Annotated in this window: 17 protein-coding genes and 1 other RNA gene; 9 read left to right on the forward strand and 9 right to left on the reverse strand. The window is 57.0% G+C overall.

The genetic code is table 11. The features are described from left to right. The first annotated feature begins 50 nt into the window (after positions 1-50). Positions 51-866 (forward strand): GTP cyclohydrolase FolE2, encoded by an 816-nt coding sequence (folE2, locus tag K5E80_RS05150; protein ID WP_220635153.1) that lies wholly within the window; start codon positions 51-53, stop codon positions 864-866. 59 nt (positions 867-925) lie between these two features. Here the strand turns inward: folE2 and glgC are convergent, their stop codons facing one another. Beyond that, the gene (gene glgC / locus K5E80_RS05155; RefSeq protein ID WP_220635154.1) at positions 926-2,230 is read right to left on the reverse strand and encodes a glucose-1-phosphate adenylyltransferase; all 1,305 of its coding nucleotides are present in this window, start codon (positions 2,228-2,230) and stop codon (positions 926-928) included. Positions 2,231-2,285: 55 nt separating this feature from the next. Between glgC and glgB the strand changes: the two genes are divergently transcribed. Then, positions 2,286-4,463 (forward strand): 1,4-alpha-glucan branching protein GlgB, encoded by a 2,178-nt coding sequence (gene glgB / locus K5E80_RS05160; RefSeq protein ID WP_220635155.1) that lies wholly within the window; start codon positions 2,286-2,288, stop codon positions 4,461-4,463. A gap of 8 nt (positions 4,464-4,471) precedes the next feature. Here the strand turns inward: glgB and K5E80_RS05165 are convergent, their stop codons facing one another. From K5E80_RS05165 to K5E80_RS05175, 3 genes are all read right to left on the reverse strand, one after another. Beyond that, entirely contained in the window at positions 4,472-4,771 is a 300-nt protein-coding gene (locus tag K5E80_RS05165) for a DUF2934 domain-containing protein (protein ID WP_220635156.1), read from the reverse strand. Positions 4,772-4,948: 177 nt separating this feature from the next. Then, positions 4,949-5,968 carry a glucokinase gene (gene glk, locus K5E80_RS05170; RefSeq protein ID WP_220635157.1) on the reverse strand — a complete coding sequence of 340 codons (1,020 nt, stop codon included), beginning with the start codon at positions 5,966-5,968 and terminating at the stop codon, positions 4,949-4,951. Between the two features lie 49 nt (positions 5,969-6,017). After that, positions 6,018-7,604, reverse strand: a complete 1,587-nt coding sequence (locus tag K5E80_RS05175; RefSeq protein WP_220635158.1) for a bifunctional aminoglycoside phosphotransferase/ATP-binding protein — start codon at positions 7,602-7,604, stop codon at positions 6,018-6,020. 397 nt (positions 7,605-8,001) lie between these two features. On the opposite strand from K5E80_RS05175, the gene K5E80_RS05180 reads away from it, so the two are divergent. From K5E80_RS05180 to K5E80_RS05210, 7 genes are all read left to right on the forward strand, one after another. After that, positions 8,002-9,501 (forward strand): sensor histidine kinase, encoded by a 1,500-nt coding sequence (locus K5E80_RS05180; protein WP_220635159.1) that lies wholly within the window; start codon positions 8,002-8,004, stop codon positions 9,499-9,501. Between the two features lie 10 nt (positions 9,502-9,511). Then, the gene (locus K5E80_RS05185; protein WP_220635160.1) at positions 9,512-10,162 is read left to right on the forward strand and encodes a response regulator; all 651 of its coding nucleotides are present in this window, start codon (positions 9,512-9,514) and stop codon (positions 10,160-10,162) included. Between the two features lie 107 nt (positions 10,163-10,269). Then, positions 10,270-10,656 carry a response regulator gene (locus K5E80_RS05190; RefSeq protein ID WP_220635161.1) on the forward strand — a complete coding sequence of 129 codons (387 nt, stop codon included), beginning with the start codon at positions 10,270-10,272 and terminating at the stop codon, positions 10,654-10,656. Positions 10,657-10,689: 33 nt separating this feature from the next. Further along, a complete protein-coding gene (locus K5E80_RS05195) occupies positions 10,690-11,496 on the forward strand; it encodes a helix-turn-helix domain-containing protein (RefSeq protein WP_220635162.1) in 807 nt (268 codons plus the stop codon). A 12-nt stretch (positions 11,497-11,508) separates the two neighbouring features. Then, positions 11,509-11,736, forward strand: a complete 228-nt coding sequence (locus tag K5E80_RS05200) for a hypothetical protein (RefSeq protein WP_220635163.1) — start codon at positions 11,509-11,511, stop codon at positions 11,734-11,736. 45 nt (positions 11,737-11,781) lie between these two features. Beyond that, positions 11,782-12,258: a hypothetical protein gene (locus K5E80_RS05205; protein WP_220635164.1), complete on the forward strand. Its 477-nt coding sequence runs from the start codon at positions 11,782-11,784 to the stop codon at positions 12,256-12,258. Between the two features lie 75 nt (positions 12,259-12,333). Further along, a complete protein-coding gene (locus K5E80_RS05210; RefSeq protein ID WP_220635165.1) occupies positions 12,334-12,780 on the forward strand; it encodes an Hsp20/alpha crystallin family protein in 447 nt (148 codons plus the stop codon). A 1,415-nt stretch (positions 12,781-14,195) separates the two neighbouring features. On the opposite strand, the gene K5E80_RS05215 is transcribed toward K5E80_RS05210, so the two are convergent. The 5 genes from K5E80_RS05215 to ffs form a co-directional block, all read right to left on the reverse strand. Continuing rightward, positions 14,196-14,792, reverse strand: coding sequence for a DUF2726 domain-containing protein (locus K5E80_RS05215; protein WP_220635166.1), 597 nt, complete (start codon positions 14,790-14,792; stop codon positions 14,196-14,198). 319 nt (positions 14,793-15,111) lie between these two features. Continuing rightward, a complete protein-coding gene (gene recR / locus K5E80_RS05220; protein WP_220635167.1) occupies positions 15,112-15,708 on the reverse strand; it encodes a recombination mediator RecR in 597 nt (198 codons plus the stop codon). Between the two features lie 117 nt (positions 15,709-15,825). Then, on the reverse strand, positions 15,826-16,149 hold the full coding sequence (locus K5E80_RS05225) for a YbaB/EbfC family nucleoid-associated protein (protein ID WP_220635168.1): 324 nt from the start codon (positions 16,147-16,149) through the stop codon (positions 15,826-15,828). Positions 16,150-16,161: 12 nt separating this feature from the next. Continuing rightward, positions 16,162-17,757 (reverse strand): DNA polymerase III subunit gamma/tau, encoded by a 1,596-nt coding sequence (dnaX, locus tag K5E80_RS05230; protein ID WP_220635169.1) that lies wholly within the window; start codon positions 17,755-17,757, stop codon positions 16,162-16,164. Between the two features lie 222 nt (positions 17,758-17,979). Next, an RNA gene (gene ffs, locus K5E80_RS05235) (signal recognition particle sRNA small type) lies at positions 17,980-18,077 on the reverse strand. Positions 18,078-18,101: the final 24 nt, after the last annotated feature.

The following is an 18,101-nucleotide window of genomic DNA, read 5'->3' on the forward strand; positions in this document are numbered from 1 at the left end:
TCCGACGTTATCGTCTCCAGCGTGACAGCCCCAATTCAGGCGCAAACACCATGAACACAGTCAAGCCGGAAGGCATCGCCGATGTACAGAACAGCGCGGACACGCGCCATTTGCCGATCAACAAGGTCGGTATCAAGGCCATCCGCCACCCTGTCAGACTGCTCGACAAGAGCGGCGGCGTGCAGCACACCATCGCCACCTTCAACATGTATGTGGAACTGCCGCACAACTTCAAGGGCACCCACATGTCGCGCTTCGTCGAAATCCTCAACGAACACGACAAGGAAATTTCGGTGGAGAGCTTCGAATCCATCCTGCGCGAAATGGTGCAGCGGCTTGAAGCCGACGTCGGTCATGTTGAAATGAACTTCCCCTATTTCATCAACAAGACGGCACCGGTTTCGGACGTCAAGAGCCTGATGGACTACGAGGTCAGCTTCATTGGCGAAGTGCGCAAGAATGGCAGCTACAAGCAGACCACCAAAATCGTCGTGCCGGTGACCAGCCTCTGTCCCTGCTCGAAGAAGATTGCCGAACGCGGCGCCCACAACCAGCGCTCGCATGTGACCATCACCGCCACCACCAACGACTTCGTCTGGATCGAGGAACTGGTGCGCATGGTGGAAGACCAGGCCTCATGTGAACTCTACGGCTTGTTGAAGCGCACCGACGAGAAGTACGTCACCGAGCGCGCCTACGACAACCCGAAGTTCGTCGAGGACATGGTGCGCGACGTCGCCGCGGTACTCAATGCCGATCCACGCATCGATGCCTATGTCGTCGAATCGGAAAACTTCGAGTCGATCCATAACCATTCGGCTTATGCGCTGATCGAGCGCGACAAAAAGAACGGCGTGGGTTTGTAGCGCTCCTGCCCCGCCAGGCTCAACCTTCATAAGCGGGTGCCCGGCCGTTCCGTTTGCGGTCAGCGAATGAAATGGATCGATTGACCAAGCATATCCGGCGTCACCAGCGTAATGCCCTTCTCGCTGACGTGGAAGCGCTTGCGGTCTTCCTCTGCATCGAATCCGATTGTCATTCCCGGCGGAATGCGGCAATGCTTGTCGATTACCACCCGCCGCAATTTTGCATGGCGGCCGATATCCACGTCGGGCAGGATCACCGAATCCTCGACCTCGGCATAGCTATGCACATGGACCTTGGAAAAAAGCAGGGAACGCTTCACGGTGGAGCCACTGATGATGTCGCCGCCTGAAACCAGGGAATCCACCGCCATTCCGCGCCGTCCCGCGTCGTCGAAAACAAACTTGGCCGGCGGCAACTGTTCCTGATGGGTCCAGATCGGCCAGACCTCGTCATACATATTGAGTTCCGGCGTCACCTTGGTCAGTTCGATGTTGGCTTCCCAGTAGGCGTCGATGGTGCCGACATCGCGCCAGTAGGGCGTGTCGGTGCCGACCATTTCGACGCAACTGTCGGCAAAATTGTGGGCAAAGACGCGATGGCAGGAAACCGCATGGGGGATCAGGTTCTTGCCGAAATCATGACTGGAGTTTGGGTCGTCGCTGTCGCGGATCAATTGCTCATAGAGGAAATCGGCATTGAACACATAGACGCCCATGCTGACCAGAGCGCGACCCCGCCTGCCCGGAATGCCAGGCGGATCGGCCGGCTTTTCCAGAAAACTGGTGACGCGCTGGCCGTCGTCCACGCCCATGACACCAAAGGATGAGGCTTCGCCAACGGGAACTTCCATGCAGGCCACGGTCATGTCGGCGCCGTGCTCCGCATGCTGGGCCAGCATGCGGCCGTAATCCATCTTGTAGATATGGTCGCCGGCGAGAACCATGACATAGCGCGGGTGATTGCGGCGCAGCACATCGAGGTTCTGGAACACCGCGTCGGCTGTACCCTGGTACCAGTTGTCGCCCATCTGCTGCTGGGCCGGCAGCAGATCGATTTGTTCGTCGAAGCGGCCATCGAGGAAGCTCCAGCCGCGCTGCACATGACGGATCAGGCTTTGTGCCTTGTACTGCGTGGCGACACCGATGCGGCGGATGCCGGAATTGACGCAATTCGACAGGGTAAAGTCGATAATGCGAAACTTGCCGCCGAAGGGAACCGCCGGTTTGGCGCGCCAGTCGGTCAGTTGCAGCAACCGGCTGCCGCGCCCTCCGGCGAGCACCATGGCATAGGTGCCGTGGGTCAGGTGGCTGATAAAGCGGCCGAACCCGGCGGAGGCATCATTTTGTGCTGGAGCTGTCTGCATTGGCGTATTCTTCTATCATTCACGGTTATGTAGACCGACCAAGATCAAACTGTAGATGAAAACAAGGATTGATGAGCCATTGCGCGCATTGGCTGAAGCGCGCGAGCATGACCCTTTTCGCACGCTCGGCTTGCATCGTACCGCAGATGGCTGGCGTCTGCGCGTGCTGCGTCCGGACACCCAGTCCGTGACGCTGCTGGAATCGGGCGCAACGACCCTGCCCCTGCACCGCATCGGGGGCAGCGACTTCTTCGAATGGGAAGGCACCGAGGCACCGTCCTCGCCCTACCGGTTGCGCATCGAGGAGCAGCAGCGAAAGTTTTGTTTGCACGACCCTTACGCATTTCCGCCAGGTGCCTCGGATCACGATTTGTTCCTGTTCGCCGAGGGCAGCAACAGCCAGGCCTATCGATTGCTGGGTGCAACACTGGAAACTCGTCAGGGGGTCGCCGGAATCTGCTTTCGCACCTGGGCGCCCAATGCCGGGCGCGTGTCGGTCGTGGGCGACTTCAACCGCTGGGATGGGCGCGTCCATCCCATGGCGTCGCTAGGCGCCTCCGGCATCTGGGAATTGTTCATTCCCGACCTGCCGCCTAGCAGCCTCTATAAATTCGAAATTCGCAATCGCGCGACGGGAATGGTGAGCACCAAGACCGACCCCTATGCGCGGACTTTCGAAGTGCGTCCGGCAACAGCGGCCCGGGTCACGAACTCAGACCATGCCTGGAGAGACTGCGAATGGATGAAGATGCGTGAACGCCGCGACTGGCTGCACGCGCCGATGTCCGTCTACGAAGTCCATGCCGGCTCGTGGATGCGCCATCCTGACGGCCGCTTCTATTCCTACCGCGAACTGGCCGAGCGGCTGGTTCCTTACGCCAAGGATCTGGGCTATACCCATATCGAATTTCTGCCGCTGATGGAACATCCGCTCGACGAATCCTGGGGCTACCAGTGCACCGGCTTCTTCGCACCGACCTCCCGCTTCGGTTCACCCGACGATCTCAAGTTCCTCATCGATGGCTGCCATCAGGCTGGCATTGGCGTGATTCTCGACTGGGTACCGGGGCACTTTCCCCGCGACGAGTGGTCCCTCGCCCATTACGACGGCACCGCGCTTTACGAACATGAGGATCCGCAGCGCAAGGTGCAACCCGACTGGGGCACCTACGTCTTCAACTTCGGTCGCAACGAGGTGCGGAGCTTCCTGCTCTCCAGCGCCCACTGGTGGCTGTCTGAATTTCACGTCGACGGCCTGCGCGTCGATGCCGTCGCGGCCATGATCTACCTCGACTACTCGCGCAAGGCAGGCGAGTGGGCGCCGAACGTCTTCGGTGGACGCGAGAATCTCGAGGCCATCGATTTCCTGCGCCGGCTCAACGAAATGGTGCATCGCGAATTCCCGGGGGCGCTGACCATTGCCGAAGAGTCGACGGCCTGGCCCATGGTGTCGCGGCCCACACACCTGGGCGGCCTCGGCTTCTCGATGAAATGGAACATGGGCTGGATGAACGACACCTTGAGCTACATGGCCGAGGATCCGGTGCATCGCCGCTACAGCCATGACCGCCTGACCTTCGGCCAGCTCTATGCCTACACCGAGAACTTCGTGCTGCCTCTCTCGCACGACGAGGTAGTGCATGGCAAGGGATCACTGTTGGGCAAGATGCCCGGCGACGAGTGGCAGCGCTTCGCCAACCTGCGCCTGCTGCTGACCTACCAGATGACCACGCCGGGCAAGAAGCTTTGTTTCATGGGGGCTGAGCTGGCGCAGTCGCATGAATGGCGTGAGCGGGAAGAAGTCGCCTGGCATCTGCTGCAATGGCCCTCCCATGCCGGCGTTCAGGTTCTGGTACGGGAGCTCAACCATTTACATTCCACTGTGCCGGCGCTGCACGAACTGGACTTCGATGCGCAAGGTTTCGCATGGATCGACTGCCACGATGCCGACCAGTCAATCGTGAGCTGGCTGCGTTTTTCCCTCGACGGGGATTTCGTCGTTGTGGTGCTCAACTTCACGCCCGTACCGCGCCTCGGCTACTGCATCGGGGTGCCGGAGGCGGGGCGTTATCACGAAATATTCAACAGCGATTCGCGCTATTACGGCGGCGGTGACCTCGGCAACGGCAGCGGCTTGATTGCACAGCCGCGACCGTGGATGGGACGCCCGGCATCGCTCACGCTTACCGTGCCGCCGTTGGCTGGCATCGTGGTTGCGCCGACCAGATCCTGATCCGGTTTTTACTTCGACAGCCGGTCGATATCCAGTTCGGCCTGGATCCAGTCTTCGAGTTCACTGCCTCCTCTGAACCCCCGGCGCTGGGCGATGTAGTAAGCCGCAACTTCGACATAGTTGCGGCGCTCGGCATCCGACAGGGCACCGTTTGCCTTCCTGGTTTTCGATTGTTTTGTCACCATGTTCCCTGGTTTTTCAATGGCCTTGCCCGACTTCGAAGCCTTGGCGCGGGTTTTTTGCATGGGTTTGCCACTATGCAAAATGGTCGCGGGTTTCACAGCCGGCGTTACAACTGATGCAGACATGTTAAATCTCCACAAGGATGGCCCCGTTCCCGACAACTTCCCAGAACAAGGTTGAAGCAACAATACAAACACCCCGCCATCCCTCAACGGAATGGTGGGTACTTTAAACTGCTAACTCCTTTTTAGACGAGTTTTTGCTACCTGGTAGACGGAATTCACCCCATGCATTGACGAAAGTCAATTCATCATCAAGGCATGGTGAGCGGCCCCCTTGAGGCCCAGTTCAAGATCGGTCACAACCTTGACCGGCATCCGCATCGCCAGTGCCGCATGCTCGGCCTTGGCGTTGAATTCCCGGATAAACGGGCTGGACTGTAGTTGCGGCAGATTCTTGACGGCGATGCCGCCGCTGAGAAACACGCCGCCCGTGGCCATCAAGGCCAGTGCCATATCGCCGGCAAACGCTCCATAGACAGAAAAAAACAGTTCCATGGCTCTACCGGCATTGCCATCAGGCTTGCCAGCCGCCAGCGCAGCAATCGCAGCAGCCGGATCGGCGGCCCCAAGCACGACGGAATCGGCGTCATTGCCGGCGAGGAAACGGTAGATCGACGCGAGGCCATTGCCGGAGATCACGCGTTCGTTGCTTACGCGGCCGCCCACCTTTAGTAAATGTGCCCAGAGCGCAGCCTGCTGCGCATTTGCCGGAGCAAACCCGGTGTGCCCCGCTTCGCCGGGGAGTATGCGCCAGAAATTTTCTTGCGGCACCAGGACAGCCATGCCCAGGCCGGTACCAGCGCCGATCACCAGCCGCACCCCCCGGGGGTCGGGTTGGCCTGCCTGCAGCACCAGCAGATCATCGGCTGCCACGACGCTTATACCCGCTGCCGCTGCATAAAAATCGTTGACCAGGGCCAGATGTGAAATGCCGGATTCGCGGCAAATGAGTTCGGTATCGATCGACCATGGCAGGTTGGTAAGCCTGGCAGTTCGGCCGTCACCAGAAACCGGGCCGGCGATCGCCAGACATCCGCCTGAAATATCGCCGTCCTTTGTGCCGCTTGCCACAAGAAACTCCGCGAGCAGATCGGAGAATGTCGCGTATCCGGCACAAGCATATTTTTCTTTGAAGACGAATCTGGGCTGGCCTGCTACAGCCTGCGCCTGGCAAAGTCCTAGCAGTGCCTTGGTGCCGCCAATATCTCCTGCCAGCAGCAAACCGGCTTTTGACGTGGGCGGGAATAAAATTTTTGTCATATTGCCTCGCAATAAAAATTGCCTGGGCGCTTCAGACCCAAGCCTACCTTCAAGCCATTGGCGAGCGCAAGGTGGAAGGCAAAAGATTGATAATGCTTTGTGCATCATCGCAGCAAGTGTCGATCACGAGCGCGTTGGAGCGTTCCTCAGCCACCAGCGGCTCCGCGCCAGCGAGCTGCATTTCCAGCACCGCAAGCGTCGCCTCCGAAGCGTCCGTGCCGGCAGCCGCGCGTTGCGCCACCCGACGCCGCAATTCATCGGGAGCGGCATGGCATTCAAGCAAAAAGAAAGGCACCTTAGTTTCCGCCGCAAGGGCACGAAACCGGTCGCGTTGCTTCCTCTTGAGGAACGCGGCATCGACGATGACGGGCCAGCAACAGTCGATCAGGAGCCGCGCCAGGCGATGCAGTTCATTGTAGGTGGCCTGTGTCACAGTCTCGGCATAAAGGCCGGCGCCGACGGCGGAGCCGCTGTGCGCCATGGCGTCCAGGCCATGCAGGCGTTTACGTTCCAGGTCCGAACGCAGGCGCAAGGCTCCCAGATGCTCCACCAAGGGCTGAGTCACCGTTGTCTTGCCTGATCCCGAAACGCCATGGGTAATGATCAGGCAAGGCTGCCGTCTTGCCGTGAATGTCCTGGCGAGCTGAAGATGAGAGCTGAATTCCGCGCGCAATGCTTCGCGTTGACGCGTGCTCAAACCGGTCTGGTGGCAATGAATGCATGCCACCTTGGCGCGAACCATGGCGCGATACACAAGGTAATAGGGCAGCAGGCGTACCGCCTCGTAGTCCCCGCTGATTTCCAGATAGGCATTGAGAAAGCGCACCCCCAGATCCGGACGACCGCGCGCGGTAAAGTCCATGATCAGGAAGGCTACCTCCGCGGCGACATCGGTCCAGCGCAGATCAGCGTTGAATTCAATGCAGTCGAAAACCTGGACCTCGCCATCGACCAGCGCGATATTGCCCAGATGCAGATCGCCGTGGCATTCGCGAACCCGGCCATGGCGTTGCCGCAGTGCCATCAACGGCGTCAAGGCAACGTGCTCGTTGACGCTCCAGCGCTCGATCTCGTCAAGCTCATCACGGTCTTGCACGGAAATCGGCAGCTCCCGAATCTGGGCAAAGTTCTGCCGCATCAGGGCTTCCATGCCAGCGGGCGCCCCATAACGATCTCCTTCGACTGTGCGGCCGGCTTTGGCGTGAAAATCGGAAATAATATGTGCCAGCGCATCCACATGCTGCCGGGTCAGTTCGCCATTGACAAGCATGCGGTCCAGCAAACCCTGCTGTGGGAACTGCTTCATCTTGACCGCGTATTCGATGGCGCCTTCCGCGCCGCGTGAACCCAGACGGGGGGAGTCAGGCTTCCCGCAAATGGCGATCACATCCAGATAGAGACTCGGCGCCAGGCGCCGGTTAAGACGCAGTTCCTCTTCACAGAAATGGCGCCGTGCGGCAAGCGTCGTGAAATCCAGAAAACCGAGGTTCAGCGGCTTTTTGATCTTGTAGGCATAAGCACCGGTGAGCAGCACAGTCGAAATGTGCGTGTCGATACGTTCGATGTGGCCTACCTCGTGCGGATAGCTCTCCGGCTTCATCAAGGCCGCCAGCAAAACCTCCCGAGAGGTCTCCATCGATTGTCCTTCCACTTTCATGCGCCGCCCGATTGTGTTCGTTTACTGTCCAGATTTTACATTTGACGACTTCAAGAGCAGACCAAGTTTGACCCATGTCAATGATAGGCTGCGGTCATTGCACTACTTTTGCAGATTGAATGCTTTCACCGTTAACGAGTCAAAACAGCTTTTGCACCTATAGTGGAGCATCCATGGGGAGAGGATGATGGCCAATAAGCGTCGAATGGATACCGCATCACCTTCGTCACTGGACGCAAAAGCGCAGTCTGATGCCGATGCTTCCAGCAGATGGCCTGAATTGCCTGCCCCGGACAGACTGGTTCATCTCTTAAAGCGACTGACATTGTTGTTCGCCACCCTGGTGGTGGTCGGACTACCGGGCGGATATTTCAGCTTGAAATACTCGAGCCTTGTCGAACACGTCGAGCTTTCGGCCCAGGTGAGGGCAGCAAAGATTACATCCCTGGCTACTGCCAACCCGGAGTTGTGGGTCCGCCAGAGACAGGACATGGAAGAAGTGCTGCTGATGACCCCCCCTCCGCTGGGCAACGAAAGCGAGACTGTCCGTGATGCCTTCGGCATTCCACTTGTCGTCGTGGGCGTGTCGCCGCAAGCGCCAATCTTCATCCGCTCGTCTCCCATCTATGTCCATGAACGGATCGTGGGTGAAGTCGAAATCGCGCATTCGTATCGCCAGATATTGACTGGCACGCTGGCCGCAGGGCTGCTGGGCTTGCTGCTTGGCGTCCTGGTGTACGCCACGATACTCGCCCTGCCATTACGCGCACTACGGCGCTCGTCCGCCGCGCTGAAACACGAGAAGCAAGCTTTGCACGATAGCGAGGAACACTACCGGACCTTGTTCAGCCGTGCCATGGACGGAATTTTGTTGTTGGACATGGAGGGAAATGTCGTCAACGTTAATGACTCGTTTGCTCGCATGCACGGTTATAGCATCGACGAGATGCGCGACATGAGCCTGCACGGATTCGATACCCCGGGAACACTGACGCAGAGCGCGGAAAGGCTGGCCCGAATAATGGCGGGGGAATCACTGGAATTCGGAGTGGAGCATATCCACAAAGACGGCCATATCGTGCCGCTGGAAGTTACCGCTTCCGCAATCGATATCAACGGCAAAAAGTTCACGCTGGCATATCATCGCGACATTAGCGAGAAGGTTAAAAACGAAAATGAATTGCGCGTCTTGCAGGCGGAATTACACGAATTCTCGGTAGTGGCGCAATCGCTGCGGGAACGAGAAAAGGGCATTCTCGCGCGAGAACTGCATGACGAACTGGGCCAGGCGCTGACGGCGCTCAAGATGGACGTGGCGTGGATCATGGAAAGGCTGCCCGCCGGCGCGGAATTCCTGATGGGAAAACTGGCCAATATGCAGATAATATTAAATGACACCATGATATCGACGCGGCGCATCTCCACCAATCTGCGGCCATTGATACTGGACGACCTTGGACTAATTCCCGCGGTAGAGTGGCTGGTAGAGAATTTCCGCGAACATAGCGGAATCGACTGCCAGCTCGCGATCTCCGATCCCTGTCTCGATTTGCCGGAACCCTACGCCACCGCCGTGTTTCGGATTCTTCAGGAATCACTGACCAATATCTCGAAACATGCCCAGGCATCGCTGGTGAAAATATCGATCAACCGGACCAATGATGAAGCACAACTGACAGTACGTGACAATGGCCGTGGATTCGTCAGCACCAGTCCGCGCAAGCCGGATTCCTTTGGCTTGATGGGACTGCGCGAACGTGCCCACCTGATCGGTGGCACAATATACATTGATAGTGCGCCCGGCCGGGGGACAGTCATCGACCTGCTCATCCCGATTGGCCGATCAGAAGCAGGGTATCAGGATTTCTCCGTATGAAACGCTCGATATGATACGAATCGTCATAGCCGACGACCATGCCATGGTTCGCGAGGGTCTGAAACAACTGATCTCCGCAGCCCCTGACCTGATCGTGGCCGGAGAGGCACAGAACGGGAACGGGGTGATCCAGTGCGTACGCGAACTGGATTTTGAAGTACTGGTACTCGATCTGTCCATGCCTGGCAGAAGCGGCCCGGAACTAATCAGGCAGGTACACACCGAAAAGCCGAAGCTGCGCATACTCATCCTCAGCATGCATCAGGAACCGCAATATGCGGTGCGCGCCATCAAGTCAGGCGCTTCCGGTTATCTCACCAAGGACAATGCCTCGGTGGATCTGATGTCGGCAATACGCAAGGTCGCCGGCGGCGGCGCTTTCATCACAGCCGAGGTCGCCGAGCAGATTGCCTTGAGCGCCATGCCCGATGCCAAGGGCTTACCCCACAGCGCGCTGTCCAATCGCGAGTTTGAAGTGTTTGATTTACTCGTCGAGGGCCATGGGATATCGCACATTGCCGAGTTGCTGAACCTTTCTGTCAAAACGGTAAGCACGCACAAGGCGCGCATCCTGCAAAAGATGAATCTGCAGAATCGGGCCGACCTGATCCGCTACGCCATCAGCCATCGGCTGACGGATGATCCGGAGCCCATGGCCTGAACCCCACCTTGTAGGACGATTCCTACAAGCCATATCAGACTTACCCCACAGCCGCTTTCAGACGCTGCCGATAGCGGACGACAAGGCCGCCAGTCAATACTGGCGACATGCTCACTGAAGCCACCACCAAAGTTTTCATAGTTGACGATTCGTTTCCCATTCGGGAACGTCTTGAGGGCATGCTCGCCGAGATCAAGGGAGTTTCCGTGGTTGGCTCGGCTGAAAGCCCGGCTTTGGCCATCAAGGGCATTGCCAACACCCGTCCCGACTCTGTTGTGCTTGACATCCACCTTCGTGGTGGCAGTGGCATCGAAGTATTAAAAGGGATGGGGACCATTGCACCCGAAGTTATCTTCATTGTCCTGACCAATTATCCAAATCCGCAGTACCGCAAAGCCTATCTGGAAGCTGGGGCCAGCTATTTTCTGGACAAAACCACCGAATTTGAAAAAGTAGTGGAAATCATTGCCGCACTTGGCGCAACGCGTCACTAGTGCTGGCTTGGATCGACAATAAGGGAAGCCATCATGACAGTCGTAACCGTGCAAGATGTTAAGTCAACTCCGCGCGCCACACTGCTTTTGCGCGATCTCGATCGCGGAGAAGGGATCAATCTCTTTGATGGCACGCACTGCTCGACCTGCCAGCTTCGTGAATTGTGTCTGCCCGGCGGCTTAACGGGGCGGGACATCGGCCGCATGGACGAACTGGTCTATGGCCGCAAACGCGTCAAGCGCGGCCAGTTCCTGTACCAGGCCGGTGATCCGTTCCACTCGCTGTACGCAGTGCGCACCGGATTTTTCAAGTCCAACCTGCTGATGGAAGACGGACGCGATCTGGTGACCGGATTTCACATGATGGGCGAAGTCATGGGCATGGACGGCATCGGCACGGGAACATACGCCAGTAACGTTACCGCGCTCGATGATTGCGAAGTCTGCGCGCTGCCATACACCCATCTGGAAAATCTGAGCCGCAACATGCCTAGCCTGCAAGTCCACTTTCACCGCATACTGAGCAGCGAAATCGTGCGTGCGCGCAGCGTAATACTGTGGCTCGGCAGCATGTGCGCCGAACAGCGGCTCGCCGCCTTCATGCTGAATCTGTCACAACGTTTCACCGCACGCGGCTATTCGCCGTCCGAGTTCTATCTGCGCATGACGCGCGTGGAAATCGGCAGCTATCTGGGTATGAAGCATGAAACCGTAAGCCGGCTGTTTTCCAGGTTTCAGGATGACGGCCTGGTCAGCGTTCGACAAAGACGGATCCGGATACTCAACCAGGAAGGCTTGAAAAATATTTTGGAACAAAGAGTGCCTTCAGCGCCGCACTGATGATGAATAATTATGGAACCGGTACCGGAGTGGCTTGCAGCAGCGGTCGAAGCGGCGGGCAAAACCGCCTTTACCGATGAGTTCTGCCATAGCGCGAAACAATCGAAATTGCTTCATTCGCTGGCGCCATCAATCCGGAAGTTGATCGGGCATTACCGGCATGACGGGCATGTTGATTACGCAGGACTCAAACGCGCGGTTTTAGTCACAGAAATGCGAAATATGCGGCCGGGCCGATGAGTGCGGCATGAGCATCAATTGTTTTTTCATCCAGGGCAAATAATCATGGAAATGAACACCTATGTTGAGAGTTCCAGCAAACGGAGAAACGAGACCCAGCTATCGGACCGATTCTACCATGACTGCCTGAAAGCGCTCGGCGGCATGGAAGAGAAGGCAGCGATGGTACTCGACGACTGCGGCGAAGTGCTTTTTTGCAACAGCAATGGGGCAACGATCCTCAACAGCACACCCAATATGATCGCGGGAAAGCATATAAGCGAGTTCGTTCTCAACATGCGCCTGAACGCCTGGACGCCCGGCAGCAACGTGGCATATGCCACATTTACCGGCAGACGGAACCAATGGCGGGAATACTGCATACTCGACTCAAACAAACGAGGCTTTCCGGCAGAACTGCTCCTGGACGTGCTGGTAGTCAATTTGCGCTATCTGATTTTGTTGTGGATGCGCCAGCCAGTGAGACAGGCTGGCGCAAGTGAAAGTCCGGACGGACGGCAGCTGGTGGCAATGAACGCTTGAATCACGGAGCGGCCGCCGACGTATGACGGTAACGTCGCGTTTATTGCCGTATTTTTTACATGAAAGGAAATCATCATGGCAAACATCACCCGTTTCAATCCCTTTAACGAACTTGCACGCATCGACCCATTCCCCGAAATGGGCGACTGGTTCAAGGGCTTTAATTTGCGCCCGGTACTGCGCGATTTCGAAGCCGAGCCGCAGATCAGGATCGAAGTGTCCGAGGAAGACAAGGCCTACAAGATCAAGGCGGAAATCCCCGGCGTAAAAAAAGAGGACATCCAGGTTTCTGTCGATGGCAACCGGGTCTCCATCAGCGCCGAGGTCAAGAAGGAAAAAGAGGAAAAGAAGGACGAGAAAGTCATCCGCAGCGAACGCTACTACGGCATGGTCTCGCGCAGTTTTCTTCTTGACGAGGAAGTGGACCAGGGCGCGGCCCAGGCCAAATACACCGATGGCGTACTGGATTTGACGCTACCGAAAAAACCGGGCACCAAGACGCAAAAAATTACCGTCATGTGATGGGCCCAGCGCCCGGCCACATAACCGGGCAGTTATAACCCTTGGCCAGAATCAACTCGACATACCTGAACAGAATTCACTTATCGATCAGTTCCAATAGGCCACTTCTGTTCAGGTTCATGCCGGGTCGGGATGTCCGCCTCGCAATACAGAGATGACACCATTGAAGCAAGGGTACTCAACCTAAACTTTCGCTGCGGAATCGTTAACTGATGCCTGGAGGGAAGGTCGAGGTGAGTGGCAGCTTTCTCACTCCGCTACCGGCAGGACCCGCCCCCAAGCGGCCTGTCGCTTCAATTGGAGCGGACATTCAACATCTGAAATGAGCGGCCTCGCGCGGCTCTATGCGCGAGGTCTGCTCGATTGTAGGGTTGGGCCTCGTCGGGCTATCCCAACGAAAGGCCGACGTTACAATTATCTGCAAGGCACCTTGTAAAGGTGGCGCCACCGCCATCCGGTGAGTTGACGCGAAGTTCCTCTCCATTCCCGATGAGATGAAAGCCGGCACAGTACATGTCAAGTCGTTCGACAACTAGGCCCTCGCCGGGGACGAACAATATCTTGAGAGCAATCTCACCTGGCCGCTCCCGCACAGTAACCGATGGCCCTTTTACTTCCACATCCCACGAATCGGCAAATACCTTCCATTCGTTTTGCCGAATGAATAGGCTCGGCTGACTCTGTCGATTAAAGAATGACGCAGTGAGGCGATAGGGGCCATTCAATTCCTCCGGACTTTCGACTTGAAATAGAGGATAGCCGCGAACCTGTAGGGGAGTGTTGCAATTCCTAAGGGTCATTCCGGCTAGCTTAATGAACGGCCGTCCTTCCGATGCCTCCACGTCGGAGAACGCATATTGCACCTTCCTAGCGGAGGGATACTGATTAGCTTCGTGGACGCGTCGTTGAGAAAGCATGTTGCGCGTCTTCTTCGCGTGGCAAATGGGGCACAGAAGGGTAATACCTTCAGGATCATGTCGCGTCGCGTTAGCGAACTCAGGAGAGAAATGCTCGTAATCGACTATGGCACCAGCACATATGACGCACCCGAACCCGCAGCGCTGGCGCACCGCACGTTTTACGTCGCTCGGAATGTCGCGCGGGAGTCCGTACTTGTTACTCATCGTGATTTGAGGCCCAACTTTGAAGTGAACGACATTGATGTCGGTTCAATTCCCCTGTGTCGGTATATTTCCCGTCAATGTCCATTAATTTGCTCCAATGTCGGTTGCCTTTTTTATCCGGACATCCAGCGACGCCCCGGAAGGAAACGTGCCAACATCATAACTCATTTGCAAACATGTGAATGGCATATCTGCTTTGAGTGGTCTTACCGAACTTCCGCTCATGGCCGTTAAAAGACTAATTCTTACGCCGCAACCTTTTATCACGCTCTTCCTCATATTTACGTCTATCTACCAAATGAGGGGCAAGCATTCTGCGAAGTGCCACAGCATCAGGCATTTCCCCGGTGTCAAGACTATCAGCGGTATACCCGCTTCCTGAAGAGTCCGTTGCTTCGTTTCATCTGAAAGCTTCCGGTCTTCTTTATCATGAGTCCGCCCATTTAGTTCTAGCGCAACGACAATACTCATGTCATCCGGGCGGCAAAGCATAAAATCAATGCTCTTCTTCCCGGCTTCGTTCAATTTTTGCCTTCGATCCTTTGTTTTTTGGTCAATATGGAAAATTTGGGACATACTGACCTGAGAAAAAACCACCAAAGCTGGTGCCGCCTCTCGCAACGTCCAATAAAGCTTTTGCTCGGCGCCATTCAATAACTCAAACTTATCGCGGTATTGCGATTTTCGCTCATCGACTAAGCTACTTTTTCCTCCACTGGTAATGAAATCATTAAATTTTTGACCACTTGAGTTTTTAAACCCATTATCTTTAGCTAACTGACGCCCTTGATTGCGAAATCTGGAGTACTTCTTCTTTGACTTGTTATTTCTAGCGGTAAAAGTAGCAACAACGATGGCCAACGCTATTAATATGAAAATGCTTTCCATGCCACCATCCATTTCAATTAGATAATGCCATCTTGCATAATATCAGAAATGGTTATGGCACCATCCCGCTTATGCCAAGAAATGTGAGGAACTTGGCAAGTGGGGGCGGGCCAATACGTTAAGTAGTAGATAGCTATTTGAACCAGGAGTGCCTGCTCTTTGATTGATCTTGGTGTGGCCGGTTATGGCCGATTGTACGCATTGGACATTGTCTCCACATAGCGAACGATGGCTAATCGGCGGCACGAATCGTCAGCCAAAGACACCTATGCGAAAGCGAGGGGCAAACTTCCATGCATGCTTGCAGGAGTTTCGTCTTTCAATACTCTCTGCGTTCAATCAGTGCCTGCGCCACGGTGGCAGCATCGGTGTATTCGATTTCACCACCCACCGGCACGCCGCGCGCAATACGGCTGACCTTGAGGCCGCGGGCGTGCAGCATCTCGTAAAGATAGTGCGCCGTCGCCTCGCCCTCGTTGGTGAAGTTGGTGGCGAGAATGACTTCCTTGACCACGCCGTCGCCGACGCGCGCCAGCAGGCGATCGAAGGCCAGTTCGCGCGGCCCGATGCCGTCGAGCGGAGACAACCGTCCCATCAGCACGTAATAGAGCCCGTTGTAGGCGTGCGTCTGTTCCATGGCATTGAGATCGACCGGCATCTCGACAATACAGAGCTGCGTCGCGTCGCGCCGGGATGAGACGCAGCGTTCGCAGACTTCAGCCTCGGTGAAATTGTTGCAGCGCTGGCAGCGGCGCAGCGTTTCAACCGCACGCGATATGGCCTGCGATAGTCGCGTCGCACCGCGCGGGTTATATTGCAGCAGGTGGTAAGCCATGCGCTGCGCCGATTTTGGTCCGACGCCGGGCAGGCAGCGCAATGCCTCGATCAGTTCTTCGAGGCTGGAAGGAAGTGCCATTGGGTATAAAAACCTTTAGCCACAGAGTTCACAGAGAAAGACAAAAGCAAATCATGCAGCGAGTTTGCTTTTCACTGTGTCCCCTGTGAACTCTGTGGCAGATGCATTTTTGTTTTTTCAAAATGGCAGCTTCATGCCGGGAGGCAGGTTAAGCCCGGACGTAAAACCCGCCATGCGCTCCTGTGTGGTGGTTTCCACCCGGCGCGTCGCGTCGTTAAGCGCGGCGGCGATCAGGTCTTCCAGCATTTCCTTGTCATCCATTACTGAAGGATCGATCGATACGCGCCGCACATCGTGTTTGCAGGTCATCACCACCTTGACCATGCCGGCACCAGCCTGGCCTTCGACCTCGATGGTCGCCAGTTCTTCCTGCGCCTTCTGCATGTTTTCCTGCATTTTCTGGGCCTGTTTCATTAGGCCGGCGATTCCGCCTTTCATCATATTGTGTTTCCTTTAAATTGGTTTAATCGTCGATTCGTCGATGCTGGCATCGAACATCTCCACCACTTCGCGCACAAAGCTGTCGCCTTCGATGGCGGCTATCGCCTGCTCCTGGCGTGCGTGTCGTGCATTTTTCGCGCGCTCGGCGGGCGTCTCCGTCGCCGCGGCGGCAATATTGATATTGAGTTTCAGCGGTCGGCCGTAATGCGCTTGCAACTCAGTCTGCAATTTATCCTGCGGCGTCCTGGCTAGCAGATGTTTGTGGGCCGGCGGCAGGTGCAGGGTGATCTGTGCTTCGCCAACTTCAACCAGTTCGCAATGCTGGGCGAGTTGGCGTGCCATGCCCGAGAGCGACAGCGCAGCAACGATGCCATGCCAGTCGTCAGACACCGCAGGAGCAGCGGGTGCCGCTTGCCTTTGCGCTGCCGGCGGCGTTGCCACGGCAGCTTGAGCCGGCGCCGGTTTTGCCGCCACGGGCGCCGGTCGTGCGGGGGCAGGCGTCGGGTCCGCCGGTCTTGCGCTGGCGGTCTCGGGATTGAAGGCCACCATGCGCAGCAAAGCCATGGTGAAGCCGGCATATTCGTCGGGTGCCAGCGCGAGGTCGTCGCGGCCATGGATGGCGATCTGATAACAGAGCTGGAGGAACTCGGCGTCGAAGGCCGCGGCGTAAGACTTGAGCCGTTCGCGTTCGTCGCTGTCGCCCATCGCCTCAGGCGCAAATTGCAACAGGGCGATGCGGTGGAACAGCACGGCCAGTTCCTGCAGCGCCGAATCGAAATTCAGGCTGCGAGTCTCCATCTGGTCGGCCACGGCGATCAGCGCCGCCACGTCGCGCGCGACCAGCGCATCGAGCAATGCATACAGGTAATCGTCACCGACGGTGCCGAGCATGTCGCGCACTTTTTCCTCTTCGATCACGCCGGCGCCGTGCGCAATGGCCTGATCGAGCAGCGACAATGCATCGCGCATGCTGCCGGCGGCGGCCTTGGCGAGATGGCGCAGGGCCGGCGCCTCGAATTTGACGCTCTCCGCATCGAGAATGCGCGACAGGTGATCGATGATGGATTGCTGCGGCATCTGCTTGAGGTTGAACTGCAGGCAGCGCGACAGCACGGTGATGGGAATCTTCTGCGGATCGGTGGTGGCTAGAATGAATTTGACATGCTCGGGCGGCTCTTCGAGCGTCTTCAGCATCGCATTGAAGGCGTGGCCGGTGAGCTGATGGACTTCGTCGATCACATACACCTTGAAGCGGCCGCGCGTCGGCGCGTAGGTGGCCTTGTCGAGCAGGCCCGTCATGTCCTCGACGCCGCGGTTCGATGCGGCATCGAGTTCGATGTAGTCGATGAAGCGTCCGCCGTCGATCTCGACACAGGAAGAACAGGTGCCGCACGGCGTCGAGGTGATGCCGGTTTCGCAATTGAGCGCCTTGGCCATGATGCGCGCGATGGTGGTCTTGCCGACGCCGCGCGTGCCGGTGAACAGATAGGCATGGTGCAGCCGCTGCTGGTCGAGCGCATGGGTCAGCGCGCGCACCACATGCTCCTGGCCGATCAGGGTAGCGAACGATTTGGGGCGCCATTTGCGCGCCAGCACCTGATAACTCATACGCCGGAGATCGAAAGAAACCGTTTAGCCACAGAGGACACAGAGATCACAGAGGAAACCCAGTTCGTTCGCCATGGATCGCAATTTTGAGCACCAACCCTTGTCTTTACTCCGCCAAAGGCGGAGTCACATTCCGTCACCTTCCTCGCCCGGCGAGGAAGGCCGGGATGGAGTGCTTCCAGATGCGAGCCCTGGGCTCGCCACATTCGCCCAAAGGGCGAATGTGGCGAGCCTTACCCCCGGCACTTGCTGCAGTAGCTGTGGCTGCTTCCTTCCGGACCTGACCAGATTCACCACCTTGCAATGCGGGGAGACCCGCCACAGCGAATTCTAACATTGCACTC

The organism is Georgfuchsia toluolica (genome assembly GCF_907163265.1).
Lineage (GTDB): Bacteria > Pseudomonadota > Gammaproteobacteria > Burkholderiales > Rhodocyclaceae > Georgfuchsia > Georgfuchsia toluolica.